Genomic DNA, 15,489 nt, shown 5'->3' on the forward strand with positions numbered 1-15,489 from the left:
CGCACGCCGCCACCCACAGACCCCACGGAGCATCCGCATGACCACATCACACCCCCTCCCCATCGGCCTCATCGGCGCCGGACGCATGGGCTCCTTCCACGCCGAGACCCTCGCCCGCCGCCTCCCCGGCGTCCGTCTCGCCGCCATCGCCGACCCGGCCCCCGGCGCCGCGCAGGGGCTCGGCGACCGGCTGGGCGGCACCACGGCGTACACCGAGATAGCCGAGCTGCTCGCCGACCCCGGGGTCGAGGCGGTGGTCATCGCCACCCCGGCCCGCACCCACGCCGGGCTGGTCGAGGCCGCGGCCCGGGCGGGCAAGGCCGTCTACTGCGAGAAGCCCATGGCCGTCACCCTCGAGGAGGCGGATCGCGCCATCGCCGCCGTGGCCGACGCCGGTGTCCCCCTCCAGGTGGGCTTCAACCGCCGCTATGACACCGGCTTCCACGCCGCCCACGAGAAGGTCCGCGCGGGCGCCATCGGCACCCCGCAGCTGCTGCGTTCGCTCACCCGCGACCCCAAGCTGGCCGACCCGGGCCGCATCCCGCCGTGGACGATCTTCCTGGAGACGCTCATCCACGACTTCGACACCCTGCGCTACCTCAACCCCGGCGCCGCACCGGTCGAGGTCTTCGCGTTCGCCGACGCCCTGGTCCGCCCCGACTTCAAGGAGCGCGGACTGCTCGACACCGCCGTGGTCACCATCCGCTTCGACAACGGCGCCCTCGCCACCGCCGAGGCGAACTTCCAGGCGGCGTACGGGTACGACGTGCGCGGTGAGGTCTTCGGCTCGGCGGGGATGCTCACCATGGGCGACATCCGCCGCAGCCATCTGACCGCCTACGGCCCGAACGGCACCGCCGCCGAATGTGTCACCTACGACCAGGAACTCTTCCACGCCGCCTACGTGGCCGAACTCGCCGACTTCACCGAGTGTGTGCGCACCGGCCGCGCCCCCTCCGTCACCGGACAGGACGCCCGCGCCGCCCTGTCCGTCGCGCTCGCGGCCATCGAGTCGGTCACCACCGGCGGCCCGGTCCGCGTCGGTGACATCGCGTAGCGGTACCGCCCTTCGGCTCTCGGTGACGGCGCCCGGCGACCTACGCCGACGTATGCCGACGGCCACGCCCGGATGGCGGGACTCGTTTCCGGAGAGGCGTTATATTCGGGCTGTATAGGACGCGGCCGGCCTGCGATCCGTACGGCACCGGGCTCCCGAGGACGATGACAGGTGACGCCATGGGTGTGGATGAACAGCACCCGGACAGTGCGGACACCCGGATCACTCGGTCGGCGTGGACGCGGCTTCGGCTGATGGGTTCCGCGGGTGGCCAGCTGAGTGGCACCGGGCCGGTGAGGCTCGCCCTCGGGCAGGCGGTCGCCGAACTCGGCGCCCTGGGCGGCATGATCCATGTGTGTGATCCGCGCCAGGGGGTGATGCGCCTGGTGGCCAGCATGGGGTTGCCGGACAACCTGGTCGCGGGGTGGGAGACCCTCACGGACGAGGACAGCGCGGCCCCCGTGTCGTGTGTGCGCTACGGTACCCAGGTCTGGACGCCGCCACCGCCGGATGTGCCGCACCGGGCACCCCTCTCGTCGTCCGGCCGCTCCTCCCACGGGGACTTCCCTCCCGGCGCCGGCTCGCTTCCGCCCGGCAGCGGGGTGGTGTCGGTGCCCGTGGTCACGGCCGACGGGCAGCCGGTGGGTGCGCTGTCCGCCCTGGTGGAGGCGCCGGACGAGCTCGGCGACGCGCGATGTGAATTCCTGCGGATGGTCGCCGACTGGGTCGCCGAGTATCTGCGGCCCGCCCGCCCCGCCGCCACGGACGTCGAGCACGAGAGGCAACCCCTCGGCGGCGACGCCGTCGGCAGTGCCGTATGGCGGATGAACGACGGCCTCCTCGCCCTCGACGACCAGGCACGGCTGACCTTCGCCAACCCCGCGGCCCTGAAGTTGCTGGGTTCTTCCGCCCAGGAGGCGCTGGGGACCGTGTTGTGGGACCACCCGGTGGTCCGGGACACCGGGATGGCCGCCTGCCACGGGCGGGCCGTGACCACTCGCGCACCGGCCGGATTCGACACCCGATGGCCCGGCAGACCGGGCTGGTACCACGCACGCTTCGACCCCGTCCCCGACGGACTGGTCATCCACATCGCGGACATCACCGAACGCCGGGCGGAGGAGGCCGAGCAGTCCGCGGCCCAGCGCGCCGCGGCCGAGCGGGTCATGCGCATGGGCGAGCTGACCTCGGCGCTCGCCGAGGCGCTGACCGTCCAGGACGTGGTGAAGGCGGTCGCAGACCGGATGCTTCCGCCGTTCGGCGCCACCGGCCTGATCTGCCAGCTGATCGAGAACGGGCGGCTGCGGATCGTCGGTTCGGCCGGGTATCCGGAGGAGTTCCTCGAGATCATCCAGAAACTGATGGTCTCGGAGATGTCCGCCATCGTCCAGGTGCTCAGCTCCCGCTCCCCGACCTTCCTGTCCACCCCGCGGCAGTATGCCGAACAGCATCCGGACGCCGCCTACTACCTCCACCGCAGCGGGATGAAGGCGTGGGCGTTCCTCCCCCTGATCGCCTCCGACCAGCAGATCGGCTATTGCGTGGTGAGCTTCTCGCGGCCACGCCACTTCTCCGAGGAGGACCGCTCCCTGCTCATCGCCCTGAGCGGACTGGTCGCCCAGGCGCTGGAGCGGGCGCGGCTCTACGACGCCGAGCACACCCGGGCCCAGGAGCTCCAGCGCGGACTGCTGCCCCGTACGCTGCCCGTCGTACCGGCCGTCGCCGCCGAGGCGCGCTATCTGCCCGCCACCGAGGGCGTACAGGTCGGCGGCGACTGGTACGACCTCATCCCGCTGTCCGGGGAGCGGGTCGCCCTCGTCATCGGCGATGTCATGGGCCACGGGCTGTCCGAGGCCGCGACGATGGGGCGGCTGCGCACGGCCGTGCACACCCTCGCCGATCTCGAGTTCCCGCCCGATGAGCTGCTCACCCATCTCAACGATCTGGTCGGCGACCTCGGCGATGACTTCTACGCGACCTGTCTGTACACGGTCTACGACCCCGTCACCAATCGCTGTGCGTTCGCGAGCGCCGGGCACCCACCGCTCGCCATCGTCCACCCCGACGGCACGGCCCACTTCCCTCATGTCGACGCCGATCCGCCGCTCGGCGCCGCCAGCCCGCCCTTCGAGACCCATGAGGTCCAGGTGCCCGAGGGCAGCCATCTGGTGCTCTACACCGACGGCCTGGTCGAGTCGTCGGCGGTCGACATCGACGAGGGCATGGACCGCCTCGCCCAGGCCCTCACCAGGGCCGCCGCACCCCCCGCCGATCCGTCCGGGACCGCGTCCGGACCCGCCACGCTGCACGATCCCGGCCGACTGTGCGACGCCGTCATCAGCGCGCTGGTGCCGGAGCAGGCCGCGACCCACGACGACGCCGCGCTGCTGATCGCCCGGACGCGGTCGATGGCTCCGGACCGGGTGATGTCCTGGGCGCTCCCGGACGGCCCCATCGCCGCGGCCGAGGCCCGCCACCATGTCACCGAGCAGCTGTCCGCGTGGCATCTCGACGAGCTGACGATGACGACGGAGCTCCTGGTCAGCGAGCTGGTCGGCAATGTCGTCCGGCACGCCAAGGGCCCTCCGCGACTGCGCCTGCTCTACGGCCGGACGCTGATCTGCGAGGTCTCCGACCGCAGCCTCACCACCCCGCGGATCCGCCGCGCCGCCGAGACCGACGAGGGCGGGCGCGGGCTGCAGCTGGTCGCCGCGCTTTCCGATCGATGGGGCATGCGGTTCTCGGCGACGGGCAAGTGCATCTGGACGGAGCAGGCACTGCCCTCGCCCGCCCACCGGCCGCCGCCTGAGGGGACGGGGCCCACCGCGCCCTGAGCGGACGGGGCCCGCGGTGTGCCCGGCGGTGCGGCCCACCACCGGCACGCTCTAGGATCGGTCGGTGACCGCCGTGAAACAGCAGACCACCAGGGACCAAGCGGCACCGGGGCGGAAGCGCTCGGACGGTGCCGGCCGGAGCGCCACCGTCAAGGACGTGGCGACGCTCGCCGGGGTCTCCCCGAAGACCGTGTCGAATGTGATCAACGGCTTTGTGCATGTGTCCCCGGCGACCCGGGAACGGGTCCAGCGGGCCATCCGGGAGCTCGGCTACCGGCCCAACCGGGTGGCCCGCAACCTCCGCCGCGGGAGCACCGGCATGATCGGGCTGGTCCTGCCCGAGCTGGACGTTCCGTACTTCGCCGAGCTGGGACGCCACTTCCTCACCACGGCCGAGGAACACGGCCGCACCCTGCTGATCGAGCAGACCCTCGGCGACCGCGAGCGGGAGGCGGCGGTGATCCACGGCCTGGGCGACCAGGTCGTGGACGGCATGGTGGTGAGCCCGCTCGCCCTGCACGGCAGCGCGCTGGCGAACCACCTCGGCACCGTGCCGCTCGTGCTCATCGGCGAACGCCCCAGCGGCGGCCTCGCCGACCATGTGGTGATCGACAACGTGGCCGCCGCCAAGGAGGCCGTGGCCCATCTGGCGGCCGGCGGGCGCCGCCGGATCGCCGCCATCGGCCTCCAGCCCGAGCCGTACATCGGCACTCCGCTGCTGCGCAGGACCGGCTACCGCCAGGCCCTGGAGGAGGCCGGGCTGCCGCTTGACCCCCTCCTGGAGCGGGAGACGCCCCGCTACCACCTGGCCGAGGGCGCCCGGGCGATGGCGGCGCTGCTGGACCGGCCCGAACCCCCGGACGCCGTGTTCTGCTTCAACGACGCCCTCGCCCTCGGTGCCCTGCGGACCCTCTACGAGCGCGGACTGCGGGTGCCGGACGACATGGCCGTGATGGGCTTCGACGACATCGAGGCCGCGCGCTACAGCACACCGAGTCTGAGCAGCGTGGCACCGGACAAGAGCGCCATCGCCCGGCACGCCGTCGATCTGCTGCTGGAGCGGATCGAGACACCGGACCGTCCGGCCCAGGAGGTCGTCGTCGGCCACACCCTCCACACCCGCGAGTCCACCGAGGGCGGTATCGCCACTACCGCTCACTGACCTCCCAGACCCGTGGTGGCCACCGACTTCACTATCTGACGCTGGAACAGCATGAAGACGATGAGCAGCGGGATGGAGCCGAGGATCGAGGCGGCGGACTCCTGGGCGTTGCGGAGCCCGGTGGAGTCCTTCACGGTCGACAGCCCCACCGGCAGGGTCATCAGCTGGGGATCGCTCGTGCTGATGAACGGCCAGAGGAAGTTGTTCCAGGTGTTGATGAAGACGAAGATGGCCACGGCCGCGAGGATCGGCCGGGACAGCGGCAGCACCACACTCCAGAACACCCGGAAGCTGCCCGCCCCGTCGATCCGGGCGGCCTCCTCCAGCTCCCGCGGAATGCCGTCGAAGAACTTCTTCAGGATGAACACCATGGCGGGCGCCACCACCTGCGGCAGGATCACCGCCGCGTAGGTGTCGACGAGGTTCATCGCGAGCATCTGCCGGAACAGCGGCACGATCAGGATCTGCGGCGGCACCATGATCGAGGCGACGGTGACGGCGAAGAGCACCCGGCGGCCGCGGAAGAGGGTGCGCGAGAAGGCGTACGCCGCCATCGCCGAGATGGCCACGGTGATGGCCGTGACGCACACGGCGATCACCACGCTGTTCACCGCCCACACCGGCAGATTGCCCTGGCCGAAGATGGTCCGGTAGGCGTCGAGGGTGAAGCCCGCCTTGGGGATCCAGTCGGCGCCCGACGCGCTCGCGTCGACCTCCGTCTTGAACGAGGTGTCCACCCCCCAGCCGAACGGCACCAGCCAGACCACCGTCATCAGCGCCAGCGCCAGCAGCGTCAGCACACGGGGGAGGGGGCCCGTCCCGAGCGAGGGGTGCCAGACATGGCCGCCGTAGCGGCGCCGCCGGACCACCTCCCGGGGCATGGTCGACCGGGGCTTTCCGGGGGTACGGGGGGAGAGTGTCTCGGTGGTCATGGCGCGATCAGTCCTCCCTGCGCGAGAAGATCTTCAGCTGGGCGATCGAGAGGATGATGATGAGCCCGAAGAACACATAGGACACCGCCGAGGCATAGCCGAGCCGGTAGTTGGTGAAGCCGGTGTCGTAGATGTACTCCAGGATCGGCCGGGTGGCCCCGTTCGGGCCGCCCTTGGTCAGCAGATAGATCTGGTCGAAAACCTTCAGCGACGCCATCACCTGCAACACCGCGATCAGCCCGGTGGTCCGCCGCAGCTGTGGCAGGGTGACCGACCACAGCCGGCGCCACGCCCCGGCGCCGTCCAGCGCGGCCGCCTCGTAGAGGTGGTCGGGGATCGCCTGCAGCGCGGCCAGATAGAGCAGGAAGTTGAACCCCACGGTCCACCACAGGGTCACCAGTGCGATGGACCACATCGCGTACTTCTCGTCCGTCAGCCAGCCGATGCCGTCGATCCCGAAGATCTTCAGCAGGCCGTTGAGCATCCCCCGGTCCGGCTGGAACAGCATGCTCCAGATCTGGTAGACCACCGCGACCGGCAGCAGATGCGAGGCGAAGAAGGCCAGCCGCCACAGCCACTGCCCCGGCATCCCTGTGTACACCAGCAGGGCCATCACCAGGGCGACGACTACGAGGGGGACGGTGGTCAGGACGGTGAACCAGAGCGTGTTGCCGAGGGTCTGCCACACCTGGCTGTCGCCGAACGCCTCGGTGTAGTTGTCCAGGCCGATGAGGGTGTTGTCACCGTGCCCGGTCAGGCTGGCGTCGGTGAAGCTCATCCACAGGCCGATGCCGATCGGCACGATGAGGAAGAGAGTGAAGAACACCAGGAAGGGGGTGGCGAAGAGCCACCCGGCGCCGCCCGACCGAGGCCGGTCCGTGGCGGCGGCCCGCCGGAATCCGGCGCGCCGGGATCCGGCCGCGGCCCGCCGTGCGGGCGTGGAGACGGAAGCCATGACATCGCTCCTTTCCATCGCGACTCCGTCGCGATCAGGCCGGATTCGGCTGGGCCAGCAGGGTGTTGATCTGGGAGACCATCGTGCGCACCGCGCTCTGCGCGGACGACGAGCCGCCGAGCGCGGGATCGAGCGCCTGGCACATCCGGGTCTGGAAGTCCGAGCCGGAGCCCGCGAACCACACCGGCGGGTCGAGTACGAGCTGCTTCGCGGCGCCCGCGTACTCCGACTGCGGGCGCAGCTTCGCGTACTGCGCGGACGAGACGGCCGGTGTGTACGCGGGGATGTGGCCCGCCGTCGCCCATGTCAGCCCGGACCGGACCAGCTCGGCCACGAACCGGTGGGCACGCCGCCTGCGCTCCGGATCCGGGTTGTCCTGGTGCGGCAGCACCAGGGCGTGGCTGTCCGAGGCCCCGGCCGGACGGTCGTAGAAGGTGGGGATGGGGGAGCCGCCCAGCTTGTCCTTCAGGGTCGACTTGTAGGTGGCCATGTCCCACTCGCCCGAGAAGATCATCGGCGAGCGGCCGTTGGCGAAGGCGGCGATGGCCGTCTGGACGTCCATGGTGCGGCTGTCGCGCGTCAGGTCGGCCATGAAGCGCACCACCTCGACGGCGGTGTCCTCGTCAATCTCGGCCCGCTTCCCCGTGAGGTCGAAGGTGGCGCCGGTCTGGCTGAACAGCGTCCAGAACATCCGCCAGCCCATCGCCGCGTCGTTGGCGTGGCCGAAGACCGGTCCCAGCTTGCCGCCGTCCTTACGGAGCTTGTCCATCAGCTCCAGGGCGTGTTTCGGCGATTCGAAGGGCACCAGCTGCCCGTCACCGGTGAGCAGCCCCGCCTTGTCCAGGACGTCCCGGTCGAAGAAGACGACGAACGGGTGGGTGTCCAGCGGAACGGCGTACGGGTCGCCCTGGTACAGACTCCGCTTGACGAGCGTCTTGTTGAGGTCCTCCTGCTTCAGGCCGAACTCGGCCAGCAGATCCATGTCCCACGGGTCGAGCAGACCACCGGGGGCGTAGCCCGCCAGCCGGGTCAGGTGCATGATCGCCACATCCGGCGAACGGCCACCGGCCGAGGCCATCGCCAGCTTGGTGTAGTACGGCGGGCCCCAGTCCAGCACCGTCGTCCTGACCTTGAGACCCGGGACGCGCTTCTCCACGTTCCGCGTCATGGTCTTCATCAGTTCGCCGTCGGGGCCGGTGAACAGGGTCCAGTACTCGATCTCGTCCGTGCTCCGCACGCTCCCGGCGATCGAACCGCAGCCGCTGAGCGCGGACGCCGATACGGCGGCCCCCGCCCCGTACACCGCGCCTCTCAGCAGACCACGCCGTGACAGGCCGCTCATCGCCCCTCCTCACCGGCCGGGCGCTCGAAGGCGGCGGGGCGCTGCTGCGCCGCGCGCAGCCGCTCCACGTCCAGCTTGTGGCTCCGGTCGAAGCGGTAGACGCCGTTCTGCTCCTGGAACACATCGGTGAGCTGGGTGTAGCAGTAGCCGAACATCAGGGGGTCGTCGAGCAGCGCCCCGGTCAGCCCCGCGAAGCGGGTCTGGAACTCCTCCTCGGTCCGCGGCCGCTGCCCGTACCCCCAGGACACCTCGCGGTCGTCCCCGGCCGCGGCGTCCGCCTCCTCCGGATTCCACCAGATGCCGCCGAATTCGCTGCAGAAGTAGGGCTGGCCGCGGTACGGCAGCGACCACACCGCGTCGGTGTCCTTCCTTCCGGGGTTCCCCCGGTTGTCGGGGTTGAGATACGGGTCGTCCTTGTCCAGCCCCGCCATCTGGTGGCGGAACGCCTCGGGGTCCTGCTCATAGCTGTGGGAGTCGTACACATCGGTCTCGGCCACGCGGTGGGAGTAGCCGGAGGCGTCCAGGACCGGACGGGAGGTGTCGGCGGCCTTCGTGGCCAGGAACATGCCCCGGGTGACATCGTCCAGGACGGTCTGCCGGTCGTGGAGTTCCTGGTGCGTCTCGTTGAGCGGGCACCAGCCCACGATCGACGGGTGGGAATAGTCGCGCTCCACGGCCTCCAGCCACTGGGCGATGAATCCGGCGGTGGGCTGCTGGTTGTCCCCCGTGGTACGCCCGGTACTGGCTCCCCAGTCGCCGAACTCGCCCCAGACGAGATAGCCGAGCCGGTCCGCGTGGTGCAGGAAACGCTCCTCGAACACCTTCTGGTGCAGCCGTGCCCCGTTGAACCCCGCGGCCAGCGACAGCTCGATGTCCCGGACGAGGGCGGCGTCGTCGGGTGCGGTCATCAGCCCGTCCGGGTACCAGCCCTGGTCCAGGACGAGCCGCTGGAAGACCGGGCGGCCGTTGAGCAGCAGCCGCTTGCCGTCGATGGCCACCGACCGCAGTCCGGCGGTGCACTCGGCGCGGTCCACGGTCTCGCCTGCGCCGTCCAGCAGCTCGATCCGCACCCGGTACAGATGGGGGTCCTCCGGAGACCACGGCCGGCGCCGGTCCTCGGGCAGCGCGAGCACCATACGGGGGGCCAGATCCAGGTCGGCCCGCACGCTCGCCTCGGCCACCGTCTGGCCGTCCGCGTCGCTCACCCGGGCCGTGATCCGGTGGCCCGTACGGTTGGCACTGAGCGGCAGTTCGAGGTGGAAGGCGCCGGACGCGAGGTCGGGGGTGATCCGGGGCCTGCGCAGATGGACCTCGGGCACCGGCTCCGCCCACACCGTCTGCCAGATGCCGGTGGTGCGGGTGTAGTGGCAGTCGCTGTTGGCGTAGTCGGTGGCCTGCTTGCCGCGCGCCTGAGTGCCGTGGCGGGCGTCCCGGGCCCGTACGACGATCACCACCTCCGCGTCGCCGCCGGCCGCCCCCGCCACCACGCCGAGGTCGGCGGTGAAGGAGGTGAAGCCGCCGCTGTGCCGGGCCACTTCGCGGCCGTCGGCCCACACGGTGGCGTCGTGGTCGACGGCCCCGAAGTGCAGCAGCACCCGCCGGCCGGCCCAGCCCGCCGGTATCCGGACCGTGCGCCGGTACCAGACCGCGGGGTGGAAGTCGGTGTCCCCGATCCCCGACAGCTCGGACTCGGGGCAGAACGGGACCAGGATCCGCCCGTCCAGCTCCTGGTGCACCAGACCGCGCTCGAGTCCGCTGTCGCCGGGGTCGAAGGCGAACTGCCAGCTGCCGTTGAGATTGAGCCAGTCCTCACGGACGAAACTGGGCCGGGGATATTCGGGTCGTGGAACGTCGTTCGACACTTCGGGCGAGGTGATGTCCGAGTGAGCCATGGGATCTCCGGGAGGGCGGGGGTTTCGACCGGGCAGGGGTATGCCATCACCCGTTTACATCGATGTAAAGATCCCGCGCAGCAACTTTTGCCACGACCTCGGGTGGCCGCCGGTGAGCCTGGCTAGATCTCGCCCTTCTTCACCTTGTACAGTTCGACGTCCTGGTTGGCGAAAAGGTGCACATAGCCGCAGTTCCAGCAGATCAACCCGGTGGCCGATTCGTTGGCCCAGCCGAACTTGAACAGCTCCATGCCGGTGCTGTTGAGCTTCACCTCGCGATCCCGGAAGAGATCGCCCTTGCAGAACACACATGTGATCCACATGTCCCCGATAGCCGCACGTACGGGCTTGGCCACGCTCTCTCACCTTTTCCGGCCACCGAAGTGGCCCCCGGTCTCGCGTCAACGACGGTGATCAGCATAGGACGGGGGCCACTCGGCAGGTCAGCCGCGATAGGTGTGCAGGTAGTCGAACCGCGCGACCGCGCCCGCCGTGTTCTGCGCGACCAGCCCGATCCTGAGCTTGCTCACGGTCGGCAGGGTCCAGACGCCGGTGTGGACCCAGTGCAGACCGTCCGTGCTGGTGGCGGCGCGCACCTCGGTCTCGTCACGCGCGGTGTCGGCGTGGTACGACAGCCGCATCCACAGCGTGTCCGCGGGCGGGCCGCCGAACATCGGCCCGTAGGCCACCGGGGTCGGCGGTGTGGTGGTGGGACGCTCGCCCTCCTTCGCGAACTCGGTGACATGCGTGGCCTTCCCGTCCGCGTGGCTCACCGGGAGCACCGCGTGCACCAGCTTGTAGTAGCGGTCGTCGTTCCCGTACAGCACCAGCCCGGCCTGCTGATTGGTCCGCCCCGGGGCGAAGCGGAGCCTGGTCTCCACGGTGTAGTCGCCCGGGGGAGCGCCCCGGGTCAGCACCGACGCCGTATTGGTGCCGAGATAGAGCTCGGCCCCCTGAGTGGGCCAGGACAGGGCGCCATCGGACATCGTGACCCCGGACGCCGGTCCACGCACCCAGGACCACGGAGAATCCGCGGTGGTGCCGGGGACGGTGGCGGTGTCGAAGTCATCGCTGTAGGCGGGCAGCAGCGGACCCGGCACATGCTCGGGGACGCGGCTGGTGACCGGTGTGAAGAGTGCCGAGGTCCCCACGTTGTCGGCCGCCGCACCGGCGCCGCGGGCGGCCACGCCGACCTTGCCGGAGCGGACCGCCGACGCGGGCAGCGACCGCTCCTGGGTGGCCACCGCGTCCCGCAGCCGGTCCGCGCTCACCTCCACGGTCAACCGGGTGCCACGGATCTCCGCCGCCACGTTGTGCCAGGTGTCCCAGGAGAAGTCCGGCGGCAGCGGGGTCGTACGGATGCCACGGCTGCGGCCGTCGACCCGTACGTCCGTCACCAGTGCGTTGCGCTGCCGGTCCAGCCACGCCACCATGAAGTCGTCCGGGCCGGTGTAGCCGGCCAGCAGCCCGGCCGCGCCGGTGGCCGAGGTGACCCGCAGATCGGCCTCGGCGCGCCGGGCCGCCGGGGCGGACCGGTCCGAGACCAGGTGGGCGGGGCCGGTGGGATTCCCGCGCGGTGTGACGAAGCCTTGGGCGTCCTGCTCATGGCCGACGCTCCAGCCGTTGGTGCCGGAGCCGCCACCGCTGTGCCAGCCCTTCAGCGAGCCGTCGTTGAAGGTGCCGCCCGCGGCCCAGGAGGCCACGGGGGCCCGCTGTGCGCCCTGGGAGGCGCCGGCCCCGGCCCGTACCACCGGCCAGCCGTCGATCCAGTCCAGCCGGTCCATCAGCATCGGCCGCTTGGACAGCTTCAGCGTGCCGCCCGCGGCCGGTTTCAGATCCGGGTCGTCGGAGGAGATGGCGTGGTAGACGAGCCAGTCCTGGCCGGAGAGGTCGGTCTGGAGGGCGTTGTGCCCGGGGCCGATCCAGCCGTTGCCGTTCGCGGTCAGCACCACACCGCCCTTGCTGGTGGCGGCCGTCAGCGGGACGCCCTGGTCGTCCACGAAGGGCCCGGTCGGGCTGGTCGCCCGGCCGACCTTGACCTGATAACCGCTGTAGGCGCCGTCGCAGCACCCCGCGTCGGAGTAGAACAGGTAGTAGTGGCCACCGCGCCGGACGACGAACCCGCCCTCCATCCGGCGGCCCTGCGCCACTTCGGTCACCGCGCCCTCGATGCGGGTGCGGGCGGCGTTGGTCTTCGCCACGCAGATCGTGTCGTAGCTGCCCCAGTACAGATAGGGCTGACCGCCCTCGTCCGTGAACTGGGCCTGGTCGATGTTGCCGGTGGCGCAGCCGCTCGGCGAGGGCAGTACGGCTCCGCGGTCGGTCCAGGGGCCGGTGGGGGTGGGCGCGGTCGCCACGCCGACGGTGTTCTCGGAGGACACCGAGTAGTAGAGGTTGTAGTGGCCGTTCACATAGCGGATGTCGGGGGCCCACAGCCGGGCGCCCTTGTGCCAGGCGGGTTTGGTCTCCGGGGTGAAGACCTCCCCGGCGTACTCCCAGTGCGCCAGGTCGGCCGAGCGGAGGATGGGCAGCATCCGCTCACCGTCCTCGCCCTTGCTCTGGAACACCGGGTTCTGGGTGCCGTACGCGTACCACAGGCCGTCCTTGCCCCGGATCATCACCGGGTCGGGGAAGGTGTCGACCACTCCGGCCGTGAGGGGGTTGTGGTAGGTGGTCGCCTGGTGGGCCGTCGTGGTGCGCTCCGTCGCCGGGCGTGCGGCGGCCGTCGCCTGGGCCGCGGGCAACAGCCCGGCCGGCAGCGTGCACAGCAGCGCGGCGACGAGAGTGCCAGGGCTGTGTCTATGGCTCCGTCTACGGCTTCGTCTCATCTACGCGGTCCCTTCCGGCTCGAAGGAGCTCAGGCTCGGGTCGTAGTCCAGATCTCCGATGTCGAACATCGGGGTCATCCAGTGGTAGAAGTTGTCGCCGCGCTCCCGCAGCAGGTCGTACAGGCGGCGCATCAGACGGCGGCGCACGGGCAGCAGCTCGGGGTGCTCATAGCGGTTGGTCAGCTCATGGGGGTCGGTGTCCAGGTCGTAGAGCTCGTTGACCGACTCGGGATTGACGATGAGCTTGTGGCGCTCGTCGCGGATCATCCGCTGCGGATACGGGAAGTGGTGGCCGTGGAACTCGGCGAGCAGCTCGGCCGGCCACCGCGGATGTTCGCCCCGCACCAGCGGCACCAGGCTTCGGCTGTCCACGGCCGGTGAGGTGTCGCAGCCCGCGAGGTCCAGGATGGTGGCGGTGCAGTCGGTGAGGCTGACGAACTCCTGGCGCACCTGCGGGGCTTCCCCGGGGACGCGGATGATGCCGGGGATGCGGTAGATGTCCTCGTACATCGCCGGGCCCTTGTCGTGCAGCCGGTGGGCGCCGGTGAACTCGCCGTGGTCGGCGGTGAAGAACACCGAGGTGTCATCGGCAAGACCGAGTTCGTCGAGGCGGGTGAGGATGCGCCCGATCTGCTCATCGATCAGCGTGACATAGCCCCAGTAGACCGCGATCAGCTTGGCGGAAACCTCGATGGGGATGGTGTCGAAGGTCCAGTGGGCGCTGTAGTTGCGCTGTACCGGTGGCTTTCCCTCGAAGGTCTCGGCGATCGAGGCGGGCAGGTCCACCAGGCCGGGGTCGTAGCGGTCGAAGTACGCGTCGGGCAGCAGATACGGCAGATGCGGCCCGAAGAAGTGGGTGGCCAGGAAGAACGGCCGCCCGTCCGCGGCGTAGCGCTCCAGCTGCTCGATGGCGCGGGTGGCCAGATAGTGCTCGAAGGTGGCCTCCACCGGCTGGTGCAGCCGTGCCGCCAGCAGATTGCCCGGATTGCCGTTGGGCGTGGTGCCGCGGATCGGATCGGATATCCGGTACGGCGGCAGGCCCCGCTCCTTCAGGTACGCCGCGTAGTCCGGGTGGTCCACGGGGTTGTGCCAGCCGGGCAGATCGGGTCCGTCGAAGCCGTACGAGGCGGCGTTGCGGTGGGTGCCGACATGCCACTTGCCGACCAGCCCGAGCTGGTAACCGCGCTCGGCCAGGGCGCCGGGGAAGGTGAACGCGTCCTCGCGCAGATCCTCCAGATAGCCGACGTTGCGCTCGTAGTTGGCCAGCAGCCGGTGGCGGAAGGGCGCCTGGCCGGTGAGCAGACTGGCGCGGGCCGGGGTGCAGATGGCGGTGGGGGTGTAGCAGCGGTCGAAGCGGGTGCCGGTCGCCGCCAGCCGGTCGAGGTTCGGCGTGGCCACATGCGGATTGCCGTAACAGCCGAGGGTGTCGACGCGGTGCTGATCGGTCATCAGGAACAGCAGGTTCATCGGGCGGCCGCCTTCGTGTAGAGGTCACCGGCGTAGAACGTGGACGGGTCGGGGGCCTTCGGCAGCTGCCCGGTCCGGACGAAGAAGCGGCTCATGCCGTCCAGCCACTTCCCGACGGTGCCGTCCTTGGTTCTGGCCACCAGCTCGGCGGTCGTCATCGTCTTCACATGCTCCGCGTCCGCCGCGACCTTCGCCTCATCGGCCTTGAGCAGCTTCGCGGCCAGCGCGATGGACTCCTTGGGGTGCGCGGCCCGCCAGTCGTTGGCCTCCTGAAGGACCTTCACGACCTTCTGATCACGCTCCGGCTTCGCCTTGGCGGCGGAGACGAACGCGGTGGGGAATGAGGAGCCGGGGAGGTCCTCGGTGCTCGCCACCTCCTTCATCCCCGGCACCTTCTCCTTGATGGTGTCGATGAGCGGATACCAGATCCCGGCGCCGTCGATCTGCCCGGAGGAGAACGCGGAGACCACGGTGGGCGCGTCCATCACCACCTTCGAGATGTCCTTCATCGTCATCCCGGCCTTCTGGAGCGCCAGATTGAGCGCCATCTCACCGGAAGTGCCCTCGGGGACGCCGACCTTCTTCCCTCTCAGGTCCTGGATCGAGCTGATACCGGGCCTGGCGATGACCCGGTCGGCGTAGGTGAGGGTGTTGATGGCCACGATGGTGGCCTTGCCGGAGGCGGGCAGCCACAGGGCGCCCGGCCCGATGTAGCCGTAGTCCAGATTGCCGGTGCGCAACGCCTGGATCTGGACCGGGCCGTTGACGAACACCTTGGGCTCGGCGGTCAGACCGTGCTTCTTCCACAGGCCCCGCTCCTCGGCGATGGCCAGCAGGCTCGCGCCGTTGTAGTCGGCGATATAGCCGAACCTGACCGCGGAGCCGCCGCCGCTGCCGGAGGACGAACATGCCGCCACCGACAGTGCCGCACCGGTCGCGGAGAGTGAGAGCATGAAGTCGCGTCGGCTCATCCTCATCTCGGGTGAGTCCCTTCGAAAAGTGGGTGGGATGGGGGAGTGA

Annotated in this window: 11 protein-coding genes; 3 read left to right on the forward strand and 8 right to left on the reverse strand. The window is 70.3% G+C overall.

All coding sequences use genetic code 11. The features are described from left to right. Positions 1 to 37 precede the first annotated feature (37 nt). From GWI24_RS02520 to GWI24_RS02530, 3 genes are all read left to right on the forward strand, one after another. The gene (locus GWI24_RS02520) at positions 38 to 1,057 is read left to right on the forward strand and encodes a Gfo/Idh/MocA family oxidoreductase (RefSeq protein WP_210944241.1); all 1,020 of its coding nucleotides are present in this window, start codon (positions 38 to 40) and stop codon (positions 1,055 to 1,057) included. A gap of 179 nt (positions 1,058 to 1,236) precedes the next feature. Then, the gene (locus GWI24_RS02525; protein WP_210944242.1) at positions 1,237 to 3,891 is read left to right on the forward strand and encodes a SpoIIE family protein phosphatase; all 2,655 of its coding nucleotides are present in this window, start codon (positions 1,237 to 1,239) and stop codon (positions 3,889 to 3,891) included. 64 nt (positions 3,892 to 3,955) lie between these two features. Then, positions 3,956 to 5,053, forward strand: a complete 1,098-nt coding sequence (locus GWI24_RS02530) for a LacI family DNA-binding transcriptional regulator (RefSeq protein ID WP_210944243.1) — start codon at positions 3,956 to 3,958, stop codon at positions 5,051 to 5,053. Here GWI24_RS02530 and GWI24_RS02535 read toward each other — a convergent pair. The 8 genes from GWI24_RS02535 to GWI24_RS02570 all read right to left on the reverse strand — a co-directional run bounded on the left by GWI24_RS02535 (position 5,047) and on the right by GWI24_RS02570 (position 15,446). Next, positions 5,047 to 5,985, reverse strand: a complete 939-nt coding sequence (locus GWI24_RS02535; protein ID WP_210944244.1) for a carbohydrate ABC transporter permease — start codon at positions 5,983 to 5,985, stop codon at positions 5,047 to 5,049. The two genes, GWI24_RS02530 and GWI24_RS02535, sit on opposite strands and share 7 nt — an antisense overlap. 7 nt (positions 5,986 to 5,992) lie before the next feature. After that, a complete protein-coding gene (locus tag GWI24_RS02540; RefSeq protein WP_210944245.1) occupies positions 5,993 to 6,940 on the reverse strand; it encodes a carbohydrate ABC transporter permease in 948 nt (315 codons plus the stop codon). 34 nt (positions 6,941 to 6,974) lie between these two features. Further along, a complete protein-coding gene (locus tag GWI24_RS02545; RefSeq protein ID WP_210944246.1) occupies positions 6,975 to 8,282 on the reverse strand; it encodes an extracellular solute-binding protein in 1,308 nt (435 codons plus the stop codon). Further along, positions 8,279 to 10,174 carry a glycoside hydrolase family 2 protein gene (locus GWI24_RS02550; RefSeq protein ID WP_210944247.1) on the reverse strand — a complete coding sequence of 632 codons (1,896 nt, stop codon included), beginning with the start codon at positions 10,172 to 10,174 and terminating at the stop codon, positions 8,279 to 8,281. Before GWI24_RS02550 ends, GWI24_RS02545 begins: the two co-directional genes overlap by 4 nt. A gap of 122 nt (positions 10,175 to 10,296) precedes the next feature. Beyond that, positions 10,297 to 10,530, reverse strand: coding sequence for a hypothetical protein (locus GWI24_RS02555; protein WP_210944248.1), 234 nt, complete (start codon positions 10,528 to 10,530; stop codon positions 10,297 to 10,299). Positions 10,531 to 10,617: 87 nt separating this feature from the next. Beyond that, on the reverse strand, positions 10,618 to 13,002 hold the full coding sequence (locus tag GWI24_RS02560; RefSeq protein WP_210944249.1) for a family 43 glycosylhydrolase: 2,385 nt from the start codon (positions 13,000 to 13,002) through the stop codon (positions 10,618 to 10,620). After that, complete coding sequence (locus tag GWI24_RS02565; protein WP_210944250.1) at positions 13,003 to 14,469, reverse strand: sulfatase-like hydrolase/transferase; 1,467 nt, start codon at positions 14,467 to 14,469, stop codon at positions 13,003 to 13,005. Further along, on the reverse strand, positions 14,466 to 15,446 hold the full coding sequence (locus GWI24_RS02570) for an aliphatic sulfonate ABC transporter substrate-binding protein (protein WP_210944251.1): 981 nt from the start codon (positions 15,444 to 15,446) through the stop codon (positions 14,466 to 14,468). The genes GWI24_RS02565 and GWI24_RS02570 overlap by 4 nt, the downstream gene beginning before the upstream one ends. Positions 15,447 to 15,489 lie beyond the last annotated feature (43 nt).

Source organism: Streptomyces sp. MK37H (assembly GCF_018035285.1).
Taxonomy (GTDB): domain Bacteria; phylum Actinomycetota; class Actinomycetes; order Streptomycetales; family Streptomycetaceae; genus Streptomyces; species Streptomyces endocoffeicus.

Bases quoted from the DNA above. Each gene is read 5' to 3' on its own strand.
- GWI24_RS02520 (WP_210944241.1), top strand. From the start codon at position 38: ATGACCACATCACACCCCCTCCCCATCGGCCTCATCGGCGCCGGACGC.
- GWI24_RS02525 (WP_210944242.1), top strand. From the start codon at position 1,237: ATGGGTGTGGATGAACAGCACCCGGACAGTGCGGACACCCGGATCACT.
- GWI24_RS02535 (WP_210944244.1), bottom strand. From the start codon at position 5,985: ATGACCACCGAGACACTCTCCCCCCGTACCCCCGGAAAGCCCCGGTCG.
- GWI24_RS02540 (WP_210944245.1), bottom strand. From the start codon at position 6,940: ATGGCTTCCGTCTCCACGCCCGCACGGCGGGCCGCGGCCGGATCCCGG.
- GWI24_RS02545 (WP_210944246.1), bottom strand. From the start codon at position 8,282: ATGAGCGGCCTGTCACGGCGTGGTCTGCTGAGAGGCGCGGTGTACGGG.
- GWI24_RS02550 (WP_210944247.1), bottom strand. From the start codon at position 10,174: ATGGCTCACTCGGACATCACCTCGCCCGAAGTGTCGAACGACGTTCCA.
- GWI24_RS02560 (WP_210944249.1), bottom strand. From the start codon at position 13,002: ATGAGACGAAGCCGTAGACGGAGCCATAGACACAGCCCTGGCACTCTC.
- GWI24_RS02565 (WP_210944250.1), bottom strand. From the start codon at position 14,469: ATGAACCTGCTGTTCCTGATGACCGATCAGCACCGCGTCGACACCCTC.
- GWI24_RS02570 (WP_210944251.1), bottom strand. From the start codon at position 15,446: ATGAGGATGAGCCGACGCGACTTCATGCTCTCACTCTCCGCGACCGGT.